This window comes from Rhodococcus gannanensis (genome assembly GCF_042681175.1).
In the GTDB taxonomy this organism is placed as follows: domain Bacteria; phylum Actinomycetota; class Actinomycetes; order Mycobacteriales; family Mycobacteriaceae; genus Rhodococcus_G; species Rhodococcus_G gannanensis.
Window position 1 is genome coordinate 482,951 of the sequence record NZ_JBHUFB010000012.1, and the last position, 22,713, is coordinate 505,663.

Consider the following 22,713-nt stretch of genomic DNA (forward strand, 5'->3'; position numbering starts at 1 on the left):
AGGACGACCTGACCGAGGATGCCGTTGACGAATCCCGGGGACTCGTCGGTGGACAGCTCCTTCGCCAGCTCGACCGCTTCGTCCACGGCGACGACCGGCGGCACGTCCGTGGCGTGGAACAGCTCCCACACGGCGATCCGGAGGATGGCGCGGTCGACGGCGGGCAGCCGGTCGATCGTCCAGTCCTGCAGGTGGTCGGCGATGACCCGGTCGAGACGGTCCAGGTTCTCCGCGACCCCGGTCACCACCGTCACGGTGTACGGGTTGACCGGCGCGACGGCGTCGTCCTTGCCGGACAGCTCCACCCGCTCGGCCGCGAGGTTCACCGGGTCGAGGTCACGCGCCTCCGCCTCGAAGAGGAAGTCGACAGCGCGCTTGCGGGCCTTGTGCCTGGCCCCGAGCTTCTTCTGGGAACCGGACACGCTACGAGTTCACGCGGCCCAGGTAGTTGCCGTCACGAGAATCGATCTTCAGCTTGTCGCCGGTGTTGATGAACAGCGGAACCTGAACCTCGGCGCCGGTCTCCAGCGTGGCGGGCTTGGTGCCACCGGTGGAGCGGTCGCCCTGCAGGCCGGGATCGGTGTGCTGCACGACCAGCTCGACGGTGACGGGGAGCTCGACGAACAGGGGCGCGTCCTCGTGGGTCGCGACCTGAACCTGCATGTTCTCGAGCAGGAAGCGCGCGCCGTCACCGACGGTGGCCTCGGCGATCGAGATCTGGTCGTAGGTGTCGCCGTCCATGAAGACGTAGTCGCTGCCGTCGTGGTACAGGTAGGTCATGTCGCGGCGGTCGACAGTGGCGGTCTCGACCTTGACGCCGGCGTTGAAGGTCTTGTCGACGTTCTTGCCGGACAGCACGTTCTTGAGCTTGGTGCGCACGAATGCGGGACCCTTACCCGGCTTGACGTGCTGGAACTCGATGATCTGCCAGAGCTGGCCCTCGATCTTCAGTACGAGCCCGTTCTTGAAATCACTGGTGTCAGCCACTGGCTTCGCGTCTCCTTTAGACGATTGTCAAATCTTTGCTGGTGAGCGTGAGGAGCTCCGGCTCCTCTTCGCGAACCACGAGAGTGTCCTCGATCCGGACGCCTCCGCGACCGGAGAAGTACACTCCCGGCTCGACGGTCACCGCAGCACCGGCTAGTAGTGTACCGGTGCCGGCCTTGCCGATTCCCGGCGCTTCGTGGATCTCCAGTCCGACACCGTGTCCGAGGCCGTGCAGGAACAGCTCTCCGTAGCCCGCGTCCTCGATCACCGACCGCGACGCGGCGTCGACGTCGGAAACCGGAACCCCCGGCCCGAGCGCGGCACGGCCTGCCGCCTGCGCGCGGTGCACGAGTTCGTAGACGTCCCGCTGCCAGTCCGCGGCGGCGCCGAGGACGAAGGTGCGGGTCATGTCGGAGTGATAGCCGGCCACGGTGGCCCCGAAGTCGAGTTTCACGAAGTCGCCTGTCGCGAGCACCGCACCGGTCGGACGGTGGTGCGGGATCGCCGAGTTCGCGCCCGCCGCGACGATCGTCTCGAACGAGATGCCGTCGGCACCGTGTTCGAGCATCAGGAACTCGAGTTCACGGCCGACCTCCCGCTCGGTCCGTCCGGGCCGCAGTCCGCCCCGCTCGACCAGCGCGGTGAGAGCGACGTCGGCCGCCGCGCACGCTCGCCGCAGCAGGCCGATCTCGTGTTCGTCCTTCACCTCCCGCAACTGCTCGACGAGGCCGGGAGTGCGGGTGAGGGTCAGGTGCGGCGCGAGCGACTGCCATCCGGCGAGGGTGTCGACGGTGACGACGTGGCTCTCGAACCCGACGCGTGCGCCTGCGCGTTCGGCGAGCCGTCGGATCAGCGCGGCGGCGCTCGCCCGGTCGATGACCGCACGCAGGTCCGGCACCTGCTCTCCCACCTGCGTGACGTATCGGCCGTCGGTGCAGACGAGGGTGCCGTTCTCCGCGCCCGGTTCGTCGGCGGCGTCGACGATCAGCGCCGCGTTCGATCCCGTGAATCCCGTGAGATAGCGGATGTTGAGAAGGTCGGTGACGATCAGGACGTCGAGGTCTCGGTCGGTGAGAAGGCCGCGCAGCGCGGCTCGCCGGGCGGCGTGATCTGCGGTGGACATGGCCCCAACGTACGACAGCGGAGGCCAGTCTTCGCGGAGACGGCCGATGTGACCCGGGCGCGACCGGAGTCACGTTGTCGGTTGCGTCACGACCACGACGTGACGCTCGTTACCCTGTTCTCATGAACCTCTGGATTGTTCGCGGACTCGGCATGACCTTCGTGCACGTCGTCACCCGCGTCGTGCTGGGTGTCGCGATCGCGGCCTGGCCGCTGCACGGGTCGATGCTGCGCTGGCTCGGTCTGGCCGTCGTGGTGCTCGTCGCACTGCTCTGGGCCGGGCTCGACGGCATCCGCGACGCTCGGGCGCATCCCTCGGAGCGCGAGGAGACGGACCTGACGATGACCTGGCTCAAGGCCGGTGCAGTCGCGGGCCTGCTGGCCGGCGCCGTGTGCTGGCTGATCGGCACCGTCTCCGACATCTCGCTCGGCGAGAACTCCCTGTTCTTCGAGCTGACGTCGGGTGCGGCGTTCACACTGTTGCTGGTGTTCGTGCCGGCGATGCTGGCCGTCGCCGTCGGCCGCTTCATCGCGCACCGGGATGCACGCAAGAACGAAGGCGACCGCGATCGCGGCACCGTCGAGGCACCCGTCCCGGTCGGTGTCGGCGCAGCCGGGGCCACGGACGGCGACGACGGCTACGGCTTCGCGGAGGGCCCGTACTCGGACGGCGCCGGTTCGACGGACGGCCACCCGGACGACGACGCGCCAACCGAGGTCTTCCGCGCCGTGGAGCGCCCGAAGGAGTGAGAAGCACTGTGCCGGGCGGTGTCCACCGCCCGGCACAGGTTACGGAACGTCAGAGCAGGATCGTGCCCGACTGGCCCTGCGGTTCCCGGCCGATCGCGGCGTAGGCGGCTGCGAGCAGCGTCGGGTCCGGTCCTTCCAGTCGGCTCGGCTTCGCGAGACCGTCGAGCACGACGAACCGCAGCAGTCCGGCCCGGTTCTTCTTGTCGGTCTGCATGCCCTTCATCAGATCCGAGAAGGCGTCCGCGTCGTAGCTCGTCGGCAGGCCGATCGACTCCAGGATCGCCCGGTGCCGATCCGCGGTGACGTCGTCGAGGCGGCCCGCCAGCCGACCCAGCTCGGCGGCGAACACGAGTCCGACGGACACCGCGGCACCGTGGCGCCAGCGGTACTTCTCGCGACGCTCGATCGCGTGCCCGAGGGTGTGACCGTAGTTCAGGATCTCCCGCAGGCTCGACTCCTTGAGGTCGGCGGCGACGACCTTCGCCTTCACCTCCACCGAGCGGCGGATCAGCTCGGGAAGCACGTCACCCGTCGGGTCGAGCGCAGCCTCGGGATCGGCCTCGATCAGCTCGAGGATCACCGGGTCGGCGATGAATCCGGTCTTCACGACCTCGGCCATACCTGCGACGATCTCGTTGCGTGGCACGGTCTCGAGGGTTGCGAGGTCGATGAGGACGGCGGCCGGTTCGTGGAACGAGCCGACCAGGTTCTTGCCCGCATCGGTGTTGATGCCGGTCTTGCCGCCCACTGCTGCATCGACCATCGCGAGCAGCGTCGTCGGCACGTGGACGACCTTCACCCCGCGCATCCAGGTCGCCGCGACGAAGCCGGCGAGGTCGGTCGCGGCACCGCCACCGAGGCTGACGACGGCGTCGCTGCGGGTCAGCCCGATACGCCCGAGCACCTCCCAGCAGAACCCGGCGACCGCGAGGTCCTTGCCGTCCTCCGCGTCGGGGATCTCGATGCTGTGCGCGTCGATGCCCCGGTCCTTCATCGCTTCCTTGAGGACGTCGGCGGTCTGTCCCAGGGTGGGCTGGTGAATGATCGCCACGGTCCTGGTCCCGGCCAGCTGGTCGACGATGTCGCCGAGCAGTCCGCGCCCGATGATCACCGGGTACGGGCTGGCCGATTCCACCTGCACGCGCACGGGTTCGCTCACTGTGTGCCTCTTTCCTTCGATGAGTCGGAGTGCGCCGCGGACGGCTGCGACGATGCGGTCGCGCCGAGTCGGGTGACGAGCTGCTGCACGACGCGGGACGGGCTGCGGCCGTCGGTGCGCATCCGGATGGTGGCGGCCTCCCGGTACAGCGGCCTGCGCTTGCGCATCAGGTCCCGGTACTTCTGGCGCGGATCACCGCCGTTGAGCAGTGGCCGGTTCGTGTTCGCACCGGTGCGGCGCAGCCCTTCGGCGACGCTGATCTCGAGGTAGACGACGGTGTGCCCGGCGAGGCGGGCACGGGTCGACTCGGACAGGATCGCACCGCCGCCGAGCGAGACGATGCCGTCCCGTTCGAGGAGCGCGCGGCGGACCACGTCCTCCTCCAGGGCACGGAACGCCGGCTCGCCGTCCTCGGTGAAGATCTCCGGGATGCTGCGACCGGTCTCCTCCTCGATGGCGGCGTCGGTGTCGAAGATCTCGACGCCGAGCGCCCGAGCAAGGCGCCGCCCGATCGTGGACTTGCCCGCGCCGGGCGGCCCGATCAGGACCGCGCGAGGTGTCACCTGGCCAGCCGCTCCCGCACTGCCGCGAGGTATCCCTCGACGTTGCGCTGGGTCTCGGCGACGGAGTCGCCGCCGAACTTCTCCAGGGCTGCCTGTGCGACGACGAGCGCGACCATGGACTCGGCGACGACACCGGCCGCGGGCACCGCGCAGACGTCGCTGCGCTGGTGGATGGCGACGGCCTCGTCACCGGTGGCCATGTCGACGGTCGCCAGCGCGCGCGGCACCGTGGAGATCGGCTTCATCGCGGCGCGGACACGCAGTGCCTCGCCGTTCGTCATGCCGCCCTCGAGGCCGCCAGCACGGTTGGTGGAACGCAGGACGCCGTCCGGTCCGGGACGCATCTCGTCGTGTGCGGCGCTGCCGCGGCGACGCGCGGTCTCGAAGCCGTCACCGACCTCGACGCCCTTGATCGCCTGGATGCCCATGAGTGCGGCGGCGAGTCGCGAATCGAGCCGGTTCTCACCGCTGATGAACGAGCCGAGCCCGACCGGAAGGCCCTCGATGATCACCTCGACGACACCGCCGAGGGTGTCACCGTCCTTCTTCGCCGCCTCGATCTCGGCGATCATCGACTCCTCGGCCGCCTTGTCGAACGCGCGCACCGGGCTCGCGTCGACGGCGTCGAGATCACCGGACTGTGGGCCGGGGCCGTCGTACGGTTCGGAGGCGCCGATGGAGACGACGTGCGAGACGACCTCGACGCCGAACACCTGGCGGAGGAAGTTGCGGGCGACGGTTCCCGCCGCGACGCGGGCCGCGGTCTCGCGGGCGCTGGCCCGCTCGAGGACCGGGCGGGCGTCGTCGAAGCCGTACTTGAGCATGCCCGAGAAGTCGGCGTGCCCGGGGCGCGGACGGGTCAGCGGGGCGTTCCGCGCGAGGTCCTTGAGCAGCGCCTCGTCGACCGGGTCGGAGGCCATGACGGTCTCCCACTTGGGCCACTCGCTGTTGGCGACCTCGATCGCGACGGGACCGCCCATCGTCCGGCCGTGGCGGACACCGCCGACGACGGTGACGACGTCCTTCTCGAAGCTCATCCGGGCGCCGCGGCCGTAGCCGAGACGGCGGCGGGCGAGTTGGGTGGCGATCTCGTCCGAGGTGACCTCGACCCCGGCGACCATTCCGTCGAGCATCGCGACGAGGGCGGGACCGTGGGATTCTCCAGCAGTTATCCAGCGCAGCACGCCGACCATCATTCCACGTGGCGAACACCGCATTGCACACCGGTCACACGCTCACCGCCGCGAGCGCGGCCAGGGTTGCCAGGCACATCGACGGCCCGTGCGGAACGCCCGCGGATCCCCGGCCCGCGACACGCAGTCCGACTCCGATCACCGCCGTCAGCACGAACGCCCCGACGGCCGCCGCGAACCACGCCTGCGCACCCGCAACACCGGTCGCGGCGCCGAGCCCGAACGCGAGTTTGACGTCGCCGCCGCCCATCGCCGATGGCGACACCAGGTGTGTCAGCAGGTAGCCGCCGGACAACAGAAGCGCTCCGACGACAGCCGGCCGAAAATCACCGTGCAGGGCCGCGACGACGAGGACGACCACCGCACCCGGCAGCGTGAGCGCGTTCGGCAGCCGCCGGGTCCGCAGATCGACGACACTCAGCCACCCGCACCACACGACCAGGCCCGCAAACGCCACCGTCTCCCCCATGCGGGAGGACGCTGCCACACGACGACAGCGCAAGGACTGCGCCGACCGGCGTTCAGCCCCGGCCTGTGGATGAACGCGGGACCGCCGACGCCATCGCCTCGCGGGGTGCCGGCATGCCGGTGAACTGCTCGACCTGCCCGAACGCCTGATTGAGCAGCATCCGCAGGCCGTCGACCACGGTGCCGCCCGCTGCGGCGACCGCTGCGGCGAGCGGGGTGGGCCAGGGGTCGTAGATCGCGTCGAACACCACTGGCGCCCGAGCGATCGCAGGCGCAACGGCCTCGGCGGCCGCAGCCGGGACGGTGGACATCACCACGGCGGCGTCCGCGCAGGCAGCGCCGAGGTCGGCGACAGAGAAATCCTGGTACCGAGCACACAGCCCGATCGTCGCCGCACACGCCAGGGTGTCGGCGGCACGGTCGGCGGACCGGGCGACGACTGTCACCTCGGCGGCACCGAGGTCGGCGAACGCCCGCAGTGCGGGGCGGGACGTGCCGCCCGCGCCCACGACCACGACGGCCGCGCCGGACAGGTCGGTCACCCCGACCTCTGCGAGCGCGCCGACGACGCCGTCGACGTCGGTGCAGTCGGCGCGCCACCCGCCATCGATCCGCACGAGGGTGTTCGCGGACCCGACCTGGACGGCGCGCTCGGTGCGTTCGACCGCGTGGTTCAGCGCGGCGACCTTGCCGGGCATGGTGACCGAGAGGCCCACCCATTCCGGGCCGAGGCCGTCGACGAGACCGGGGAGCTGTTCGCCGGTGCATTCGATGCGCTCGTAGGTCCAGCCGGTCAGACCGAGCGCCCGATACGCGGCGAGGTGTAGGTCGGGCGACCGGGAGTGGTCGATGGGCTTCCCCAGCACGGCCGCCTTGCGCGGCCCGAGATCAGCGGCCACTGCGCAGGATTCCGCTCTCGACGGCCAGCTTGCTGTTGGCCAGGTGCTCCTCGTAACTCCGGGTGAACAGCGTGGTGCCCTGGGCGTCGATCGTGACGAAGTACAGCCAGTCGCCGGGCGGCGCCGTCTCGACGGCCTGCACGGCGGCGATGCTCGGCGACGAGATCGGTGTCGCGGGCAGGCCTTCCTTGGCGTACGTGTTCCACGGCGTGACGGTCGCGCGGTCCTGGTCCGTGGTGGCGAGTTCGGTGGTGTCGAGCGCGTAGTTCACCGTCGAGTCGAACTCGAGCTTCTGCGGGACGGCGAGCCGGTTGACGATCACGCGGGCGACCTTGCCGAAGTCGGCGGGCAGCGATTCCCTCTCGACCAGCGACGCGGCGATCAGCACCTCGTACGGGTTCAGGCCGACGTTCGCGCCCGCCGTCGTGATCCCGGTCGCCTCGTACTTCGCCGCGCTGCCCGAGACGAGGCCGCGCAGGATCTCGGTGGCGTCGGCGGCCGGGTCGAAGTCCCAGCTACCCGCCGCGATGAGCCCTTCGAGCTGGCGGGAGCGATCCGGAACGACGCGGACCTGGTCGAGCGCCCACGCCGGCACGCCGAGTGCGGCCAGATCGGAACCCGCACCCGCCGCGTCGAGCTCGTCGACGGTGACACAGTCCAGATCCCCGGAGGCGCCCGGCAGGCAGCTCGCCTCGGAGATCAAGGTGTAGATGCCGCGCTTCACGGCGCCGGTGTTGACGTCGCGTGTGTCGTGAAGCTGCCTGCCCTCGGAGATGACCAGCGACCCCACCCGGGACGCGGGATCGACGAGCGCGGCGACGGCCTCGGAGGCGGGCAGGTGCGACGCCAGGTGGTAGTAGCCGGGCTGCACGGAGCTCATCGCCGGGTTCTGCACGGCGGCTTCGTAGAACGCGGCGCTACTGGCGACGACGTTCATCTCTGCCATCTGAGCGCCGATCTGGGAGGCGGTGTCACCGGAGTTCACGACGACGACCACCTCGGGTCCGGGCTCACCGGACGCGTAATCGGGAGCGGCGTCGCCCCGGAGTTTGTCGAACACGAAGTATCCGCCGCCGCCGACAACGGCGAGCGCGATGAAGATCGCGATACCGACGGCGGCGCCGCGGCCACGCTTGCGGCGGGCCATCGCCGCTTCCCGTGCCTCACGCGCGCGGCGGGCCTCTGCCCGGCTCTGGTACTGCCGGTGCTCGTCGCTCACTCGTTGTCCTCCGTCGACACGTCCTGGGCCTGCGCCGACCGCAGCGCCGCACTTCGCTGATCGAGCCACCCCTGCAGGATCGCAACCGCTGCGGCCTGGTCGATGACCGACCGCTGCCCCTTGGCCTTGACCCCGCTGTCGCGTAGTGCCCGCGACGCGGTGACGGTGGTGAATCGTTCGTCGGTCAACCGCACCGGGACGGGAGCGATCCGCGCCCGCAGCGAGGCTGCGAAACGGATCGCGATTCCGGCGGCGTTGCCACGTTCCCCACGCAGGGTCTGCGGCAGTCCGACGATAACCTCAACGGCCTCGTACTCCTCGACGATCGCCGCGAGTCGCTCGATGTCGGATCGGTCCGCCCTGGATTTCGCGCGCGGCACCGTTTCGACCGGGGTCGCGAGAATGCCGTCGGGGTCGCTGGCGGCGACGCCGATCCGGACACTGCCCACGTCCACCGCGACGCGCCGACCCCGCCCGGGGTCGTCGACCCCGGGCCGGTCGGCCGCCGATGGCTGCTCCGACGTCACCCGGCGATCTCGGCCACACGCGCACGCACGGCCGCGAGCGCTCCCGGGATGCCGGACGCGTCGGAGCCTGCGCCCTGCGCCATCTCCGCCTTGCCGCCGCCGCGGCCACCGATGAGCGGACCGAACACGCCGACCAGTTCGCCGGCCTTCACACCGAGGTCCTGCGCGGCCTTGTTGGCGCTGACCACGAACGGGACCTTGCCGTCGGCGTCACCGAGCAGCACCACGACGGCGGGTTCGGTGCCGAACCGGGCGCGGATGTCGGTGGCGAGGGTGCGCAGGTCACCGCCGCCGACACCGGCGGGGGCCGCCTCCGCGACCAGCAGCAGACCGCCGATGCGGGCGGCCTTCTCGACGTAGCTGCCCGCCGCGGCGAGGACCGCGGCGGCCTTGGTGGCCTCGAGTTCCTTCTCCGCGACCTTGAGACGCTCGACGAGCTGCTCGACGCGGCCCGGAACCTCCTCGGACGGCACCTTCAGCGCGGTGGCGACACCGGCGAGCAGCGCCCGCTCCTTCGCGAGGTAGCGGTAGGAGTCGAGGCCGACGAAGGCCTCGACTCGGCGTGCGCCGGAACCGACCGACGACTCACCGAGCAGCGTGATCTGACCGATCTGTGCGGACGACTGGACGTGCGTGCCGCCACACAGCTCCATCGAGAACGGTCCGCCGATCTCGACGACCCGGACCTCGTCGCCGTAGTTCTCGCCGAACAGCGCCATCGCGCCCATCGACTTCGCCTTCTCGAGATCCGTGACGAAGGTGTTGACGGTGTGGTTGGCGGCGACGGCCTCGTTGGCGACGGCCTCGATGTCGGCGAGCTGCTGCGCCGAGAGCTGGTTCTGGTGCGCGAAGTCGAAGCGAAGGTAGCCGGGCTTGTTTAGCGAGCCCTTCTGAGTGGTGTTCGGGCCGAGGACCTGCCTGAGCGCTGCGTGCACCATGTGGGTGCCGGAGTGGCCCTGGGTGGCGCCGGAACGCCACGCCGGGTCGACCTGCGCGAGGACGGCGTCCCCCTCGGTGATCTGCCCTTCCTCGACGGTGACCTTGTGTACCCACACCTTCTTGGCGATCTTCTGCACGTCACGCACCCGCACCCGCAGCCCGGACGCGGTCAGCGCACCGACGTCGGCGATCTGTCCGCCGGACTCCGCGTAGAGCGGGGTGCGGTCGAGGATGACCTCCACGTCATGCCCCGCGACCGCGGTGGGCACTCGGACCCCGTTCGAGATCAGCGCGAGAACCGTTGCCTCCGTGTTCAATTCGTTGAACCCGGTGAACTCGGTTTCGCCGCGGTCGACGAACTCCTTGTAGATGGACAGGTCGGCGTGAGCGTGCTTGCGCGACTGCGCGTCCTCCTTCGCGCGCTGACGCTGCTCCGTCATCAGCGCACGGAAGCCGTCCTCGTCGACGGACAGGCCGGCCTCGGCGGCCATCTCGAGGGTCAGGTCGATCGGGAAACCGTAGGTGTCGTGCAGGACGAACGCCTCGTTGCCGCCGAAGACCTTCTTGCCCGCGGCGGCGATCTCGCCGGCCTCGACCTCGAAGCGCTTCTCACCGGCGTCGAGGGTGCGGCGGAAGGCGGTCTCCTCGCCGACCGCGACGCCGAGGATGCGGTCGAAGTCGGTGGTCAGCTCGGGGTACGACTCGGACATGGTGTCGCGTACGACGGTGACGAACTCGGCCATGCTGGGCTTCTCGGCGCCGAGCAGGCGGGCCGAGCGCACGATGCGTCGCAGCAGCCGGCGCAGCACGTACCCGCGGCCCTCGTTGCCGGGATTGACGCCGTCGGCGATCAGCATCACGGCGGTGCGGGCATGGTCGGCGATGACGCGGAACCGGACGTCGGAGGTGTCGTCGCTGCCGTAGGCGCAGCCCGACAGTTCCTCGGCCTTGGTGATCACCGGACGGACGAGGTCGGTCTCGTAGACGTTGTCGACGTCCTGCAGCAGGAAGGCGACGCGCTCGACGCCCATGCCGGTGTCGATGTTCTGCTTGGGCAGCGGGCCGATGATCTCGAAGTTGTCCTTGCCGCGTCCCTCGCCGCGCTCGTTCTGCATGAAGACGAGGTTCCAGATCTCGAGGTAGCGGTCCTCGTCGGCCTCGGGTCCACCGTCGATTCCGAACTCGGGGCCGCGGTCGTAGTAGATCTCGGAGCAGGGACCACAGGGACCGGGGATGCCCATAGACCAGTAGTTGTCGGCCATGCCGCGACGCTGGATGCGCTCCTCGGGGATGCCGATCTCGTCACGCCAGATGCCGTGCGCCTCGTCGTCGTCGAGGTACACCGTCACCCACAGCCGCTCCGGATCGAAGCCGTAGCCGCCGTCCTCCTGGGACGACGTCAGCAGCGCCCAGGCGTGCTTGATCGCGCCCTGCTTGAAGTAGTCGCCGAAGCTGAAGTTGCCGGCCATCTGGAAGAAGGTGTTGTGCCGGGTGGTGACGCCGACGTTCTCGATGTCACCGGTGCGCACGCACTTCTGCACGCTCGTCGCGGTGGCGTACGGCGGGGTCTGCTGGCCGAGGAAGTACGGCTTGAACTGGACCATGCCCGCGTTCACGAACAGCAGGTTCGGGTCGTCGAGAATGAGCGAGGCGCTGGCCACCTCGGTGTGACCCGCCTTGACGAAGTGGTCGAGGAATCGCCTGCGGATCTCGTGGGTCTGCACCTGGTTGCCCTTCGCGTGTGATCTGAACCTTGCCGTCGACGCCGCCGCGTGCGGCGAATCGACCATTCACAAGCTTAGCGGCCGACCCCGGAGGGCACCGTCACCGCAGCCTGACCGGCAGTCGTGACCAGCCACCCGCCGGATAGCGGGCCGGTGCCGGCGCTTCCTCACCGGCGACGATCTCGGAAGTGCCTGCGAACAGTTCCTCGAACAGCACCCGCAGTTCCAGCCTGGCCAATTGCGCACCCGGACAGTAGTGCTCGCCGCGCCCGTACACGAGGTTGTCGGCGGGGTCACGATCGAGGCGGAACTCGTCGGGATCGCCGAACACCCGGGGGTCGCGGTTCGCCGACGTCCACACGACGTACACCCGGTCCTCGGCATCGAGTGCGGTGCCCGCGATCTCGGTGTCGACGGTCACGCGGCGCCGGCTGGCCACGAACGGCGAGTTCATCCGCTGGATCTCGTCGGTCGCCGCGTCGAGCAGCGCCGGGTCGGCGCGCAACCCCTCCTGAACCTCGGGGTGACCGGCCAGGAAGCCGGCGACCACGCCGACGCTCGCCGCGATCGTGCCGAGTTCCGCGACCGACCAGTTGCGGATGATCGAGATGATCACCTCGTCGTCGAGCGGCCTGCCGTCGAGTCGTTCGCTCAGCAGGCGGCCGGTCGGATCGGTCACCGCCCGGCCTCGTCTGGCATCGAGCTGGGCACGGATGTGTCCGTCGAACTCGACCGCGATCTCGGCCATGGCGGCGCGGTCGACGGCGAGGGTGGCGCGACGGTTCTTCTCCGTCCACTCCCGCATCGGCGCGCGCAGGGAGTCCGGCCAGCCCATGAACGCGCACGTCGCGGCGTTCGCGAACGGCTCCGCCAGCTCCGCCATAAGGTCGACGTCCACACCGCGGGGAACGGCCGCGACGAGGTCGGCGCAGATGCCGCGCAGCACCGGTTCGAATCCGGCGATCGCGTCGTAGGTGAAGTAGCCGTCGACGATCGCGCGGTAGCCGCGGTGTTCCGCCCCGTCGAAACCGTTGGGCACCTGCAGGTGCCGCGACACCGCGTTCGAGAAGGTGGTGGTGTCGTCGGCCACCGCGGCGGCATCGGCGTGGCCGAAGACGGTCCAGCTGTCGTTGCCGTCGTATGCGATCGGGCACCGGTCACGCATGGCGTCGTACGACGCGACCTGATCGGATTGCACTGCGTCGGACCGCGGCTCCCAGTCCGGCTCGCGGGTTCTCGTCATCGCGGCTCCCATCGCCGAGAGGTGAACCCAGTATCACCCCCGCCGGTCAGCCCCGCACGATGCGCCGCAGCTTTCCGACGCGCGTCGCGAGTTCCCGCTCGGCACCGTGCGTGGTCGGGTCGTAGTAGTCGACACCGACGAGTTCGTCCGGCGGATACTGCTGCGCGAGCACCCCGTCGGGGTTGTCGTGCGGGTACTTGTAGCCGATCGCGTTGCCGAGTTTCGAGGCGCCGGCGTAGTGGCCGTCCCGCAGGTGGGCGGGCACGGTGCCCGCCTTCCCTGCCCGAATGTCGGCCATCGCGGCTCCGAGGGCAGCCGTGACGGCGCCCGACTTCGGCGCCGTGGCGATGTGAATCGTCGCCTGCGCGAGCGCGAGCTGCGCCTCCGGCATGCCGACGAGCTGCACCACCTGCGCGGCCGCGGTCGCGGTCTGCAGCGCCGTCGGATCGGCCATGCCGACGTCCTCGCTGGCGTGGATCATCAACCGGCGCGCGATGAATCGCGGATCCTCCCCCGCGACGATCATCCGCGCCAGGTAGTGCAACGCGGCGTCCACGTCGGACCCCCGCAGGGATTTGATGAAGGCGCTGGTGACGTCGTAGTGCTGGTCGCCGTCGCGGTCGTACCGCACTGCTGCCTTGTCGACACTGGACTCCACCGCGGCGAGGTCCACGACGGTCTCGCCCTGGTCGAGCACGGTCTCCGCGGCTGCCTCGAGCGCGGTGAGCGCTCGGCGCGCATCGCCGCCAGACAGTCGGACCAGATGGTTCACCGCCTCGTCGGTGAGCGTCACCGCCCCGCCGAGCCCGCGCGGATCGGTGACGGCCCGACTCAGGACCTGCCGGATGTCGTCGTCGGTCAGCGACTGCAGTTGCAGCACCAGGGACCGCGACAGCAGCGGCGACACCACGGAGAACGAGGGATTCTCCGTGGTCGCGGCCACGAGCAGCACGATGCGGTTCTCCACGGCGGCCAGCAGCGCGTCCTGCTGCGTCTTGGAGAAGCGGTGGACCTCGTCGATGAAGAGCACGGTCTGCTCCCCCGCCACCATGCGGCGGCGCGCGAGATCGATGACGGCGCGGACGTCCTTCACGCCGGCGGAGAGCGCGGACAGCGCCTCGAACCGCCTCCCGGTGGCCTGGGAGATGAGCGAGGCGAGTGTCGTCTTCCCGGTGCCGGGCGGACCGTAGAGGAGCACCGACGACGCGCCGGACCCCTCGACGAGGCGGCGCAGCGGCGCACCGGGTCCGAGCAGGTGGTCCTGACCCACCACCTCACCGAGCGACTGCGGGCGCATCCGGACCGCCAGCGGCGCGCCGGGTCCGCTCGGTCCGGGAGTCGGAGCGGGCCCCACCCGATCCTCCCCCGGCGCGACGGCGGGCTCGAAGAGTCCACCCTGCTCGTTGTCGGAGGAGTCCAGCCAGTCGTTCACCGGGTCGAACCTACCCGTCCGCACGCGATCACCCCGCCTCCGACCACCGGCGGGCGAACTGTCGGTGAACACTCCGTCGGAGTGCGGCACCGACTATTGAACATCCGTCCAGATTTGGATGGGATCGCGGACATGCCGCACTTGACCCGTCGCGCGATGCTGCGCGGAACCACCCTGGCGACCGGCGCCGCACTCCTCACCCGCCCCGGAGCAGCCTTCGCGCAGCCCGGCACTCCGTTCGTCCACGGTGTCGCCTCCGGAGATCCGCTGCCCGACGGCGTCGTGATCTGGACCCGCATCACCCCGTCGCCCGACGCACTCCCCGGATCGGGTGTGGGTGCTCCGGCGACGGTGCGCTGGGAGGTCGGAACCGACGCGACGTTCGCGACCGTGGTCCGTTCCGGCTCGGTCACCGCGACCGCGGAGAGCGATCACACCGTCAAGATCGACGTGACGGGACTGCGTCCCGCGCAGGACTACCACTACCGGTTCACGGCACCCGACGGCACGCGCTCCCCCACGGGCCGGACCCGCACCGCTCCCGCCACCGATACCGACGTCGCCCGACTGCGCTTCGGCGTCGTGTCGTGCGCCAACTGGGAGGCCGGTTGGTTCTCGGCGTACCGGCACCTCGCCGCCCGCGACGACCTCGACGCGGTCATCCACCTCGGCGACTACCTGTACGAGTACGGCCACGGAGAGTACGGCGGCCGGAACGGTTCGGTGCGGCTGCACGACCCGGCGCACGAGATCGTGTCCCTCGCGGACTACCGGATCCGGCACGCCCAGTACAAGACCGACCCGGATCTGCAGGCCCTCCACGCGCGGGTGCCGTTCATCGTCACGTGGGACGACCACGAGACCGCGAACGACGCCTGGTCCGGCGGTGCCGAGAACCACGACCCGGCAGTCGAGGGCGACTGGGGCGCCCGCCGCGTCAACGGCATGCGCGCCTACTTCGAGTGGATGCCGGTCCGAGGCGGCGGCGACAGACTGTACCGCCGGTTCCGCTTCGGCACGCTCGCGGAACTGTCGATGCTCGACCTCCGCAGCTACCGGGACGTGCAGGTGCCCGCCACCTCGCGCTCGGTCGATTCGGACGACCGCTCGATCACGGGCCGCACGCAGATGGAGTGGCTCACCGGCGGTGTCACCTCCGCGTCCGCGCAGTGGAAGGTGATCGGAAATCCGGTGATGATCGCGCCGATCCTGTTGCCGCCGTTGGACACCCGCACCACGGCTGCCCTCACGTCCACGCTGGGTGTGCCCGCGGCGGGACTGCCGTTCAACGCCGACCAGTGGGACGGCTACGCCGCGGACCGGCGACGGCTGTTCGACGCGATCACCGCGAACGGCGTCACGGACACCGTCTTCCTCACGGGTGACATCCACTCGTCGTGGGCGGCGGAGCTCCCGCTCGACGCCGCGGGCCAGCCCGCAGGCGCGACCGCGGGCACGGAGTTCGTGGTGCCGTCGGTGACGTCGAACAACATCGACGAGATCCTCGGCGTCCCACCGCGCACCGTGTCCCCCGCCGCGGAGGCGGCGCTGCAGACCACGAACCGGCACCTGCGCTACGTCGAGCTCGACTCCCACGGTTTCGGCGTGTTCGAGGTCGCCCCGGCGCAAGCCCAGATGGACTGGTACTTCGTCTCCGATCCCGAGGATCCCGCGGCGCGGGTCCGGGTCGCGGCGAGCATGGCGACGCCGAGCGGCTCGCAGCGACTGGTTCCGGCCGCGCCGCTGCCGGGCTGATGTGACGACGAGGCCGCCGCACCCACAGGGGTGCGGCGGCCTCGTCGGCTGTGCTCAGCCCCAGTTCTCGCTGAACCGTGCCGCGACCTCGTTCGCGTGGTCGGCCACGGCGGTGTTGCCGGTGTGCTCGGCGAACTCGGCGAGGGCACGCCACCGCGCGATCAGCGCCTTCGACCGCGGTCCCGACAGCTGGTGGTCGCGTACCGCGGCGATGCGGGCGTGGTCCTCGGGCAGGAACCAGAAGGTCGACAGCCAGACCCACACGAGCTGGGCGTCGAGCAGTCGCGCGTGAAGAGTGCGGTCGTCGCCGAGCGCGGGCCAGATCCCGACCACCTCGGCGCGCCACGCCTCGATCATCGCGAGCGCACGCTCGATGGAGAGGTCGTAGCTGCACAGGCAGCCTGGGAACGAGGACAGGGCGTACGCGATGTCGAGTGTGGCGTCCCGGAAGCCGCCCCATTCGTAGTCGAGGAACCGGACGCCCTCGTCGTTAACGATGATGTTGTCCGGGCACAGGTCGGACGGACTGAACGCCCGGTGCCTGCCTCCGGAGAAGAGCGCGACGCCACGTTCCGCGGCCTCGGCAACCTCGGGTCCGGGCGTGACGCCGATCTCCTGCGTGAGCATCGTGCGCAGCCGCGGGATGCTCGAGGTGACCTCCGCGGACACCACGTTGCCGCTCTCCGCCACGCCGGAGCGGCGCAGCAGGGCCGAGAAGTCCTCCTCGCGCCCGACGGTCGCGGCGTGCATCCGGCCCATCGACTGCGCGAGGGCCATCAGCGAGTTCGTGACGGCTGCCTTGTCCTGCTGGACGAGGAGCCGGGCGATCGGCGTGGCGTCGCCGAGGTCGGTGAGGACGATGAGGCGCGCGTCGAGGTCGTAGGCGATGAGCGAGGGGCCGGGCCTGCTCTCGGTGGCGAGGGCGGTGGCGAACTGGTACGACACCGCCTCGCGAAGGAACGCGGTGTCGGCGCCTCCACCCGGCGCGCCGTCCGGGAACGCGCCTGCCGTGAGTGCGACGCTGCGGGCACCCGCCGCCTGGGACGGCTCGCGTACCTGCTTGATCACGAGGGTCCGGGGCAGCGAGAACGGGTTCTCGGCACACCGTACGCGGAGGACGACAGTGCGCCCACTGCCTCCGAGGTCGACGGGATCGACGAGGGTCACCGGGGCGCCGGTGCGTCGCTCGAGCAGCCGTTCGGCTGCGGCGACCACGTCCGATACTGGATCAGCCAATAGTGCGGTCATAGCGCCCAACAACCTACCCGTCGGAGATGACACTGCGGGTGGACTCGACGACGGGCACCCATTCCGGATCGGTGACGAAGTGCACTCGCCACCCCACCACGCCCGGGCGGACCAGCGACAACAGACCGAACAGTCGTCATTGTTGCGAAACGGTCACGGTCGCCCGGGAGCGGGAGGTCAGCGGTCAGTTCGGGCTGTCGGCCGTCGCCGCGGTTGCCGCACCCTTCTCGGCCTTCGGCTCGGGCTTGGCGTCCTTCTCGGCCTTCGGCTCGGGCTTGGCATCGATCCCCGATTCCTTGCGCTGCTGCGGGGTGATCGGCGCGGGCGCCTCGGTGAGCGGATCGATGCCGCCACCCGACTTCGGGAACGCGATGACCTCACGGATCGAGTCCATGCCCGCGAGCAGGGCGGTGATGCGGTCCCAGCCGAACGCGATGCCGCCGTGCGGCGGTGCGCCGAACGCGAAAGCGTCGAGCAGGAAGCCGAACTTCTCCTCGGCTTCCTCATGGGAGATCCCCATGACCTTGAAGACGCGCTCCTGAATGTCCTTGCGGTGGATACGGATCGATCCGCCACCGATCTCGTTGCCGTTGCAGACGATGTCGTAGGCGTAGGCGAGCGCCGATCCCGGGTCGGTGTCGAAGGTGTCGATCGACTCCGGCTTCGGGGAGGTGAAGGCGTGGTGCACGGCCGTCCAGGCGCTGTAGCCGAGCGCGACGTCACCGCCGGCGACGGCGTCGGAGGTCGGCTCGAACAGCGGCGCGTCCACGACCCACACGAAGGCCCACTCGTTCGGGTCGATGAGGTCCTGCTTGCGAGCGATCTCGCCACGTGCGGCGCCGAGCAGCGCGCGCATCTGCTTCGTCGGGCCCGCCGCGAAGAAGATGCAGTCGCCCGGCTTCGCGCCGACGTGACCGGCGAGACCGGCCCGCTCGGCGTCGGTGAGGTTCTTCGCGACCGGTCCGGTCAGCTCGCCCTCTTCCCCGATCAGGACGTACGCCAGGCCCTTGGCGCCCCGCTGCTTGGCCCACTCCTGCCAGCGGTCGAGCTCGCGACGCGGCTGGCTCGCACCACCCGGCATGACGACGGCGCCGACGTACTCGGCCTGGAACACCCGGAAGGTGGTGTCCTTGAAGAAGTCCATGCACTCGACCAGTTCGATACCGAAGCGCAGGTCCGGCTTGTCGGAGCCGTAACGGCGCATCGCCTCGGCGTAGGTCATCCGGGCGATCGGCGTGGTGATCTCGTGCCCGATGAGCTTCCAGATGTTGGTGAGGATCTCCTCGGCCAGGAGGATCACGTCGTCCTGGTTGACGAAGCTCATCTCGATGTCGAGCTGGGTGAACTCGGGCTGCCGGTCGGCGCGGAAGTCCTCGTCGCGGTAGCAGCGGGCGATCTGGTAGTAGCGCTCGATGCCACCGACCATGAGCAGCTGCTTGAACAGCTGCGGCGACTGCGGCAGCGCGTAGAAGCTGCCGGGCTGCAGGCGCGCGGGGACGAGGAAGTCGCGGGCACCCTCGGGGGTGGAGCGGGTCAGGGTCGGGGTCTCGACCTCGACGAACTCATGGTGGGCGAGCACCTCACGGGCGGCGGCGTTGACCTTGGACCGGAGCCGGATCGCGTGCCCGGGGCCCTCGCGCCGCAGGTCGAGGTAGCGGTACTTGAGGCGCGCTTCCTCGCCGGCGTTGTCATCGAGCTGGAACGGGAGGGGGGCGCTCTCGTTGAGCACCTCGAGGACGGTGGCGTTCACCTCGATGGCGCCGGTCGGGATCTCGAAGTTCTGGTTGCCCTCGGGCCGGACCTCGACGACACCGGTCACCTTGACGCAGTACTCGGCGCGCAGCTTGTGCGCCTGCTCGAGGACGTCGTCACTCCGGAAGACCACCTGCGACACCCCGGAGGCGTCGCGCAGGTCGATGAAGATGACGCCGCCGTGGTCGCGCCGCCGCGCAACCCAGCCGGTGAGGGTGACGGTCTGGGATGCCTGCTCGGGTCGCAACGAGCCGGCGAGATGGGTGCGCAGCACGGGATTCCTTTCACACTTCCAGTCACACGGGATCCGGGACTTCTTGTCCTGTGATCCTACGGAGGTGCCGATTCGATGACACATCGCACTACGCGCAACGTCGATCGCGCCGCCCGTGCCAAGCTGTGACGCAACCAGGTCTGCCGAGAGCGAGGACTGCCATGACCTTCAACGAGGGCGCCCGGATGGATCCCGGACGGGTGCGGGTCGGCGGCGGTGGGCGAGGCGGCCGGGTCGCGATCGGCGGCGGACTCGGCGGACTCGTCGTGGTGATTCTCGCGCTGCTCCTCGGCGGTGATCCCGGCGCGATCCTGGGCACCACGTCCGGCTCCGACAACGCGATCGAGACCGGGCCACTCGCCGGGCTGGAGAACTGCCGGACGGGCGCGGACGCGAATCGGGACCTCGACTGCCGCGTGGCATTCACCGCCGCGAGCCTGGACTCGGTGTGGGGCACGGAGCTCGCAGAGCAGACCGGGACCGAGTACGTGCAGCCGGAGGTCGTCCTGTTCTCCGGGTCGGTCGCGACGGGCTGCGGCAACGCCACCAGCGAGGTCGGGCCGTTCTACTGCCCGGCGGATTCGACGGCGTACTTCGACACGACGTTCTTCCAGTTGCTCGTCGACCGCTACGACTCGTCGGCGGGTCCGCTGGCACAGGAGTACGTCGTCGCGCACGAGGTGGGGCACCACATCCAGAACCAGCTCGGCGACATCGGCCGCGCGCAGACGGATCCGCGTGGCCCCGAATCAGGTGCGGTCCGCACCGAACTGCAGGCGGACTGCTACGCCGGAGTCTGGGCGCACTACGCCGACAACCAGTCCGGCCCCGACGGCGGCCAGCCCTTCCTCGAGCCGCTGTCGACCTCCGACATCAAGGACGCGCTGTCGGCGGCGGCGTCCGTCGGCGACGACCGCATCCAGAAGGCGGCGACGGGCCGGGTGAACCCCGAGGGCTGGACCCACGGATCCGCGGAGCAGCGGCAGAAGTGGTTCCTGACGGGCTACACGACCGGAAGCGTGTCGGACTGCGACACCTACCGGGCCCGGGATCTCGACAATCCGCCGGCGCTCCCCCGCTGATCCCTAGCTGGTCTCGTCTCCGGCGTCTGTGCCCGCCGGTTCCTGCTCCTCGGGCGGCCGCTCCGAATCCTGGACCAATTCGTAACGGCGACCGTAGGTTTCGATGATTGCCTGGATGACGGCGACGACAGGTACCGACACGAGCGCACCGATGGCACCGAAGAGTGACGCCCCGACGATCACGGAGCCGAAGGCCACCGCGGGGTGTATCGACACGGTCCGCGACGTGATGCGCGGATGGAGCAGATAGTTCTCCACCTGCTGGTAGGCGGTGCCGAAGACGACCACCCACACGCCGTCCATCGGCTGCTGTGCCGCTGCGATGAGCGCGGGGAGTGCGATCGCGAGGTAGGTACCCAGTGTGGGAATGAACTGGGAGACGACGCCCGTCCAGATCGCGAGGGGCAGCCAGTAGGGCACTCCGATCACCATCAGGAAGATGCCCGTCGCGACGGCACTGACGGCGGCCAGGATCAGCCGGGACACCACATAGCCTCCGGCCTTCTCGACGGAGATTCCCCAGACGGTCGCGATGATCTCCTGCTGACGCGCCGGGAACCAGCTCGAGATCGTCCGCCGGAGTTGCGGTCCCTGTGCCGACATGTAGAACACGAAGAGCAGCATCGTGAGGGCCTGGAACACGACCCCGACGATGGACGAGACCACTCCGAGAACGCTGGGCGTGTACCGCTCCGCGAGGTCTTTCACGGTTTCGGGTGTGATCTTGATCAGGTCCCGACCGGTGGCGAAGTCGGTGCCGAACGTGCGGTTCGCCCAGTCGGTCACCCGGGAGATCGCGTCGGGCAGCGCGGTGAGCAGTTGCGCCAGCTGTTCGGCGAGCAGCGTTCCGAACAGGGCGACGAATCCGATGACGAGAAGTGTCAGCGACGCCATGACGATCCCGGTGCCCGCGCCGCGCCGTAGACCGCGGCGTTCGAACCAGTCGACGACCGGTTCGATGGTGACGCTGGCCAGCCAGGCGAGGAACAGCAGTCCCAGGAAGCCGCGGAGATTGTGGAACAACCACCCCGACATCTGGTACGCGGCTATCGCGAGCACGATGTACACGGTGACGATGCGGAGCCACCGCAGGTTCGTTGTCCGCGTGGCGGTCCCGGAACCGACACTCCGAACCGCCGACCTCCCGGCAGCGGGCGTCCGGACACCCGCCCCCTCGGGGGTGACTCGGTTGACACGCTTGCCGGACGGGGTGCGTGACTCCGCGGGGCCTTCGTCTTCGTTCATCGCACCCTCCACGCTGGTCCTGCCGCCCGGTTGGTTCGCGTCGCTGGTGCGGAATCTACTCCCGCAGCGCGATCAGAACAGCGTCAGCGCGGGCGCAGCGCCCGCGCCGACGAGCTCCCGCGGCGGCGCCACCGGTTCCGCTCGTGAGGGATCGACTCCGAGCCCGTACGTTTCGACGAGGGGCGACACACGGCCCCGCAGCCACGCCTTGTACTCCGGCGTCACGTAGGCGCCGCGACCGTAGAGCTGCCGATACCGCCGGATCAGGGCCGGGTGGTGTTCGGCGAGCCAGTTCAGGAACCAGCCACGGGTGCTGCCGCGAAGGTGCATGGGAAAGACGGTCACCCCACTGGCACCGGCCTCCGAGATCGCGGCGAACAGGGCGTCGAGGTGCGTCGTGGAGTCGGTGAGGTACGGGATGACGGGCGCGACCATGACGTGGCAGTCGAAGCCGGCGTCCGCGATCGCGCGAATCAGGTCGAGGCGGGCTCGCGGTGTCGGGGTGCCTGGTTCGATCGCCTGCTGCAGTTCCGTGTCGCCGATCGCGAGGGACACCGAGAGCGACACCGGTACCTGCCGGGACGCCAGGGCGAGGAGGGGCAGGTCGCGCCGCAACAGGGTGCCCTTGGTGAGGATCGAGAAGGGCGTACCCGATTCCGCGAGCGCGGTGATGATCCCGGGCATCAGCCGGTATCGGCCTTCGGCCCGCTGGTAGGGGTCGGTGTTGGTGCCGAGCGCGACCGTCTCCCGCTTCCAGGACCGCTTCGCGAGTTCTCGGCGCAGCACCGCGGCGACGTTGGTCTTCACGACGACCTGGGTGTCGAAATCCGTGCCCGCGTCCAGGTCGAGGTACTCGTGGGTCGGCCGCGCGAAGCAGTACCGGCACGCGTGTGTGCAACCGCGAAAAGTGTTGACGGTGAAGCGGAACGGGAGCGCCGACTCCGGCGGAACCTTGTTCAGCGCGGACTTGCACAGCACTTCGTGGAACGTGATGCCCTCGAAGTCCGGGGTCTGTACGCTTCGGACGAGCCCGGCCCGCGCCAGGCCCGGAAGGGCGCCGTCGTCGAGTTCCGACTGCACGGCATCGAGTGTCTGACCCTGCCACCGCATGCGGAACAGTCGAACACCAGTT

General features: G+C 69.8%; 20 protein-coding genes. 3 read left to right on the forward strand and 17 right to left on the reverse strand.

Annotated features, from left to right (window positions below; translation table 11 throughout):
* The 3 genes from nusB to ACFSJG_RS16995 all read right to left on the reverse strand — a co-directional run.
* Positions 1-422 (reverse strand): transcription antitermination factor NusB (gene nusB / locus ACFSJG_RS16985; protein ID WP_378486396.1); only part of this gene is annotated, 422 nt, incomplete at its 3' end.
* A gap of 1 nt (position 423) precedes the next feature.
* Positions 424-987, reverse strand: a complete 564-nt coding sequence (gene efp / locus ACFSJG_RS16990; RefSeq protein WP_378486397.1) for an elongation factor P — start codon at positions 985-987, stop codon at positions 424-426.
* Positions 988-1,003: 16 nt separating this feature from the next.
* Positions 1,004-2,110, reverse strand: a complete 1,107-nt coding sequence (locus ACFSJG_RS16995; protein WP_378486398.1) for a M24 family metallopeptidase — start codon at positions 2,108-2,110, stop codon at positions 1,004-1,006.
* Between the two features lie 122 nt (positions 2,111-2,232).
* On the opposite strand from ACFSJG_RS16995, the gene ACFSJG_RS17000 reads away from it, so the two are divergent.
* On the forward strand, positions 2,233-2,859 hold the full coding sequence (locus ACFSJG_RS17000) for a B-4DMT family transporter (RefSeq protein ID WP_378486399.1): 627 nt from the start codon (positions 2,233-2,235) through the stop codon (positions 2,857-2,859).
* A gap of 49 nt (positions 2,860-2,908) precedes the next feature.
* Here the strand turns inward: ACFSJG_RS17000 and aroB are convergent, their stop codons facing one another.
* The 10 genes from aroB to ACFSJG_RS17050 all read right to left on the reverse strand — a co-directional run bounded on the left by aroB (position 2,909) and on the right by ACFSJG_RS17050 (position 14,225).
* Positions 2,909-4,018, reverse strand: a complete 1,110-nt coding sequence (gene aroB, locus ACFSJG_RS17005) for a 3-dehydroquinate synthase (protein ID WP_378486400.1) — start codon at positions 4,016-4,018, stop codon at positions 2,909-2,911.
* Positions 4,015-4,581 (reverse strand): shikimate kinase, encoded by a 567-nt coding sequence (locus ACFSJG_RS17010; protein ID WP_378486401.1) that lies wholly within the window; start codon positions 4,579-4,581, stop codon positions 4,015-4,017. Before ACFSJG_RS17010 ends, aroB begins: the two co-directional genes overlap by 4 nt.
* A complete protein-coding gene (gene aroC / locus ACFSJG_RS17015) occupies positions 4,578-5,765 on the reverse strand; it encodes a chorismate synthase (protein WP_378486462.1) in 1,188 nt (395 codons plus the stop codon). Before aroC ends, ACFSJG_RS17010 begins: the two co-directional genes overlap by 4 nt.
* Before the next feature lie 43 nt (positions 5,766-5,808).
* Positions 5,809-6,243, reverse strand: coding sequence for a prepilin peptidase (locus tag ACFSJG_RS17020; RefSeq protein WP_378486402.1), 435 nt, complete (start codon positions 6,241-6,243; stop codon positions 5,809-5,811).
* A 52-nt stretch (positions 6,244-6,295) separates the two neighbouring features.
* On the reverse strand, positions 6,296-7,141 hold the full coding sequence (locus ACFSJG_RS17025) for a shikimate dehydrogenase (RefSeq protein ID WP_378486403.1): 846 nt from the start codon (positions 7,139-7,141) through the stop codon (positions 6,296-6,298).
* Positions 7,131-8,360, reverse strand: coding sequence for an endolytic transglycosylase MltG (locus ACFSJG_RS17030; protein WP_378486404.1), 1,230 nt, complete (start codon positions 8,358-8,360; stop codon positions 7,131-7,133). Before ACFSJG_RS17030 ends, ACFSJG_RS17025 begins: the two co-directional genes overlap by 11 nt.
* Positions 8,357-8,887, reverse strand: coding sequence for a Holliday junction resolvase RuvX (gene ruvX / locus ACFSJG_RS17035; protein WP_378486405.1), 531 nt, complete (start codon positions 8,885-8,887; stop codon positions 8,357-8,359). Before ruvX ends, ACFSJG_RS17030 begins: the two co-directional genes overlap by 4 nt.
* Positions 8,884-11,550 carry an alanine--tRNA ligase gene (gene alaS / locus ACFSJG_RS17040; protein WP_378486406.1) on the reverse strand — a complete coding sequence of 889 codons (2,667 nt, stop codon included), beginning with the start codon at positions 11,548-11,550 and terminating at the stop codon, positions 8,884-8,886. The genes ruvX and alaS overlap by 4 nt, the downstream gene beginning before the upstream one ends.
* A 100-nt stretch (positions 11,551-11,650) precedes the next feature.
* Positions 11,651-12,793: a cytochrome P450 gene (locus ACFSJG_RS17045; protein ID WP_378486407.1), complete on the reverse strand. Its 1,143-nt coding sequence runs from the start codon at positions 12,791-12,793 to the stop codon at positions 11,651-11,653.
* A gap of 46 nt (positions 12,794-12,839) precedes the next feature.
* Positions 12,840-14,225, reverse strand: a complete 1,386-nt coding sequence (locus ACFSJG_RS17050) for a replication-associated recombination protein A (protein WP_378486408.1) — start codon at positions 14,223-14,225, stop codon at positions 12,840-12,842.
* Between the two features lie 132 nt (positions 14,226-14,357).
* On the opposite strand from ACFSJG_RS17050, the gene ACFSJG_RS17055 reads away from it, so the two are divergent.
* On the forward strand, positions 14,358-15,980 hold the full coding sequence (locus ACFSJG_RS17055; RefSeq protein ID WP_378486409.1) for an alkaline phosphatase D family protein: 1,623 nt from the start codon (positions 14,358-14,360) through the stop codon (positions 15,978-15,980).
* Positions 15,981-16,034: 54 nt separating this feature from the next.
* Here ACFSJG_RS17055 and ACFSJG_RS17060 read toward each other — a convergent pair whose 3' ends face one another.
* On the reverse strand, positions 16,035-17,228 hold the full coding sequence (locus ACFSJG_RS17060; RefSeq protein WP_378486410.1) for a phosphotransferase family protein: 1,194 nt from the start codon (positions 17,226-17,228) through the stop codon (positions 16,035-16,037).
* Between the two features lie 184 nt (positions 17,229-17,412).
* Positions 17,413-19,254 (reverse strand): aspartate--tRNA ligase, encoded by a 1,842-nt coding sequence (aspS, locus tag ACFSJG_RS17065; protein WP_378486411.1) that lies wholly within the window; start codon positions 19,252-19,254, stop codon positions 17,413-17,415.
* Between the two features lie 161 nt (positions 19,255-19,415).
* Between aspS and ypfJ the strand changes: the two genes are divergently transcribed.
* Positions 19,416-20,336 (forward strand): KPN_02809 family neutral zinc metallopeptidase, encoded by a 921-nt coding sequence (ypfJ, locus tag ACFSJG_RS17070; RefSeq protein ID WP_378486412.1) that lies wholly within the window; start codon positions 19,416-19,418, stop codon positions 20,334-20,336.
* Positions 20,337-20,339: 3 nt separating this feature from the next.
* Here ypfJ and ACFSJG_RS17075 read toward each other — a convergent pair whose 3' ends face one another.
* Both ACFSJG_RS17075 and ACFSJG_RS17080 read right to left on the reverse strand, forming a co-directional pair.
* Positions 20,340-21,581, reverse strand: coding sequence for an AI-2E family transporter (locus tag ACFSJG_RS17075; protein WP_378486413.1), 1,242 nt, complete (start codon positions 21,579-21,581; stop codon positions 20,340-20,342).
* Positions 21,582-21,653: 72 nt separating this feature from the next.
* Positions 21,654-22,691: an Rv2578c family radical SAM protein gene (locus ACFSJG_RS17080; RefSeq protein ID WP_378486414.1), complete on the reverse strand. Its 1,038-nt coding sequence runs from the start codon at positions 22,689-22,691 to the stop codon at positions 21,654-21,656.
* Between the last annotated feature and the right edge of the window lie 22 nt (positions 22,692-22,713).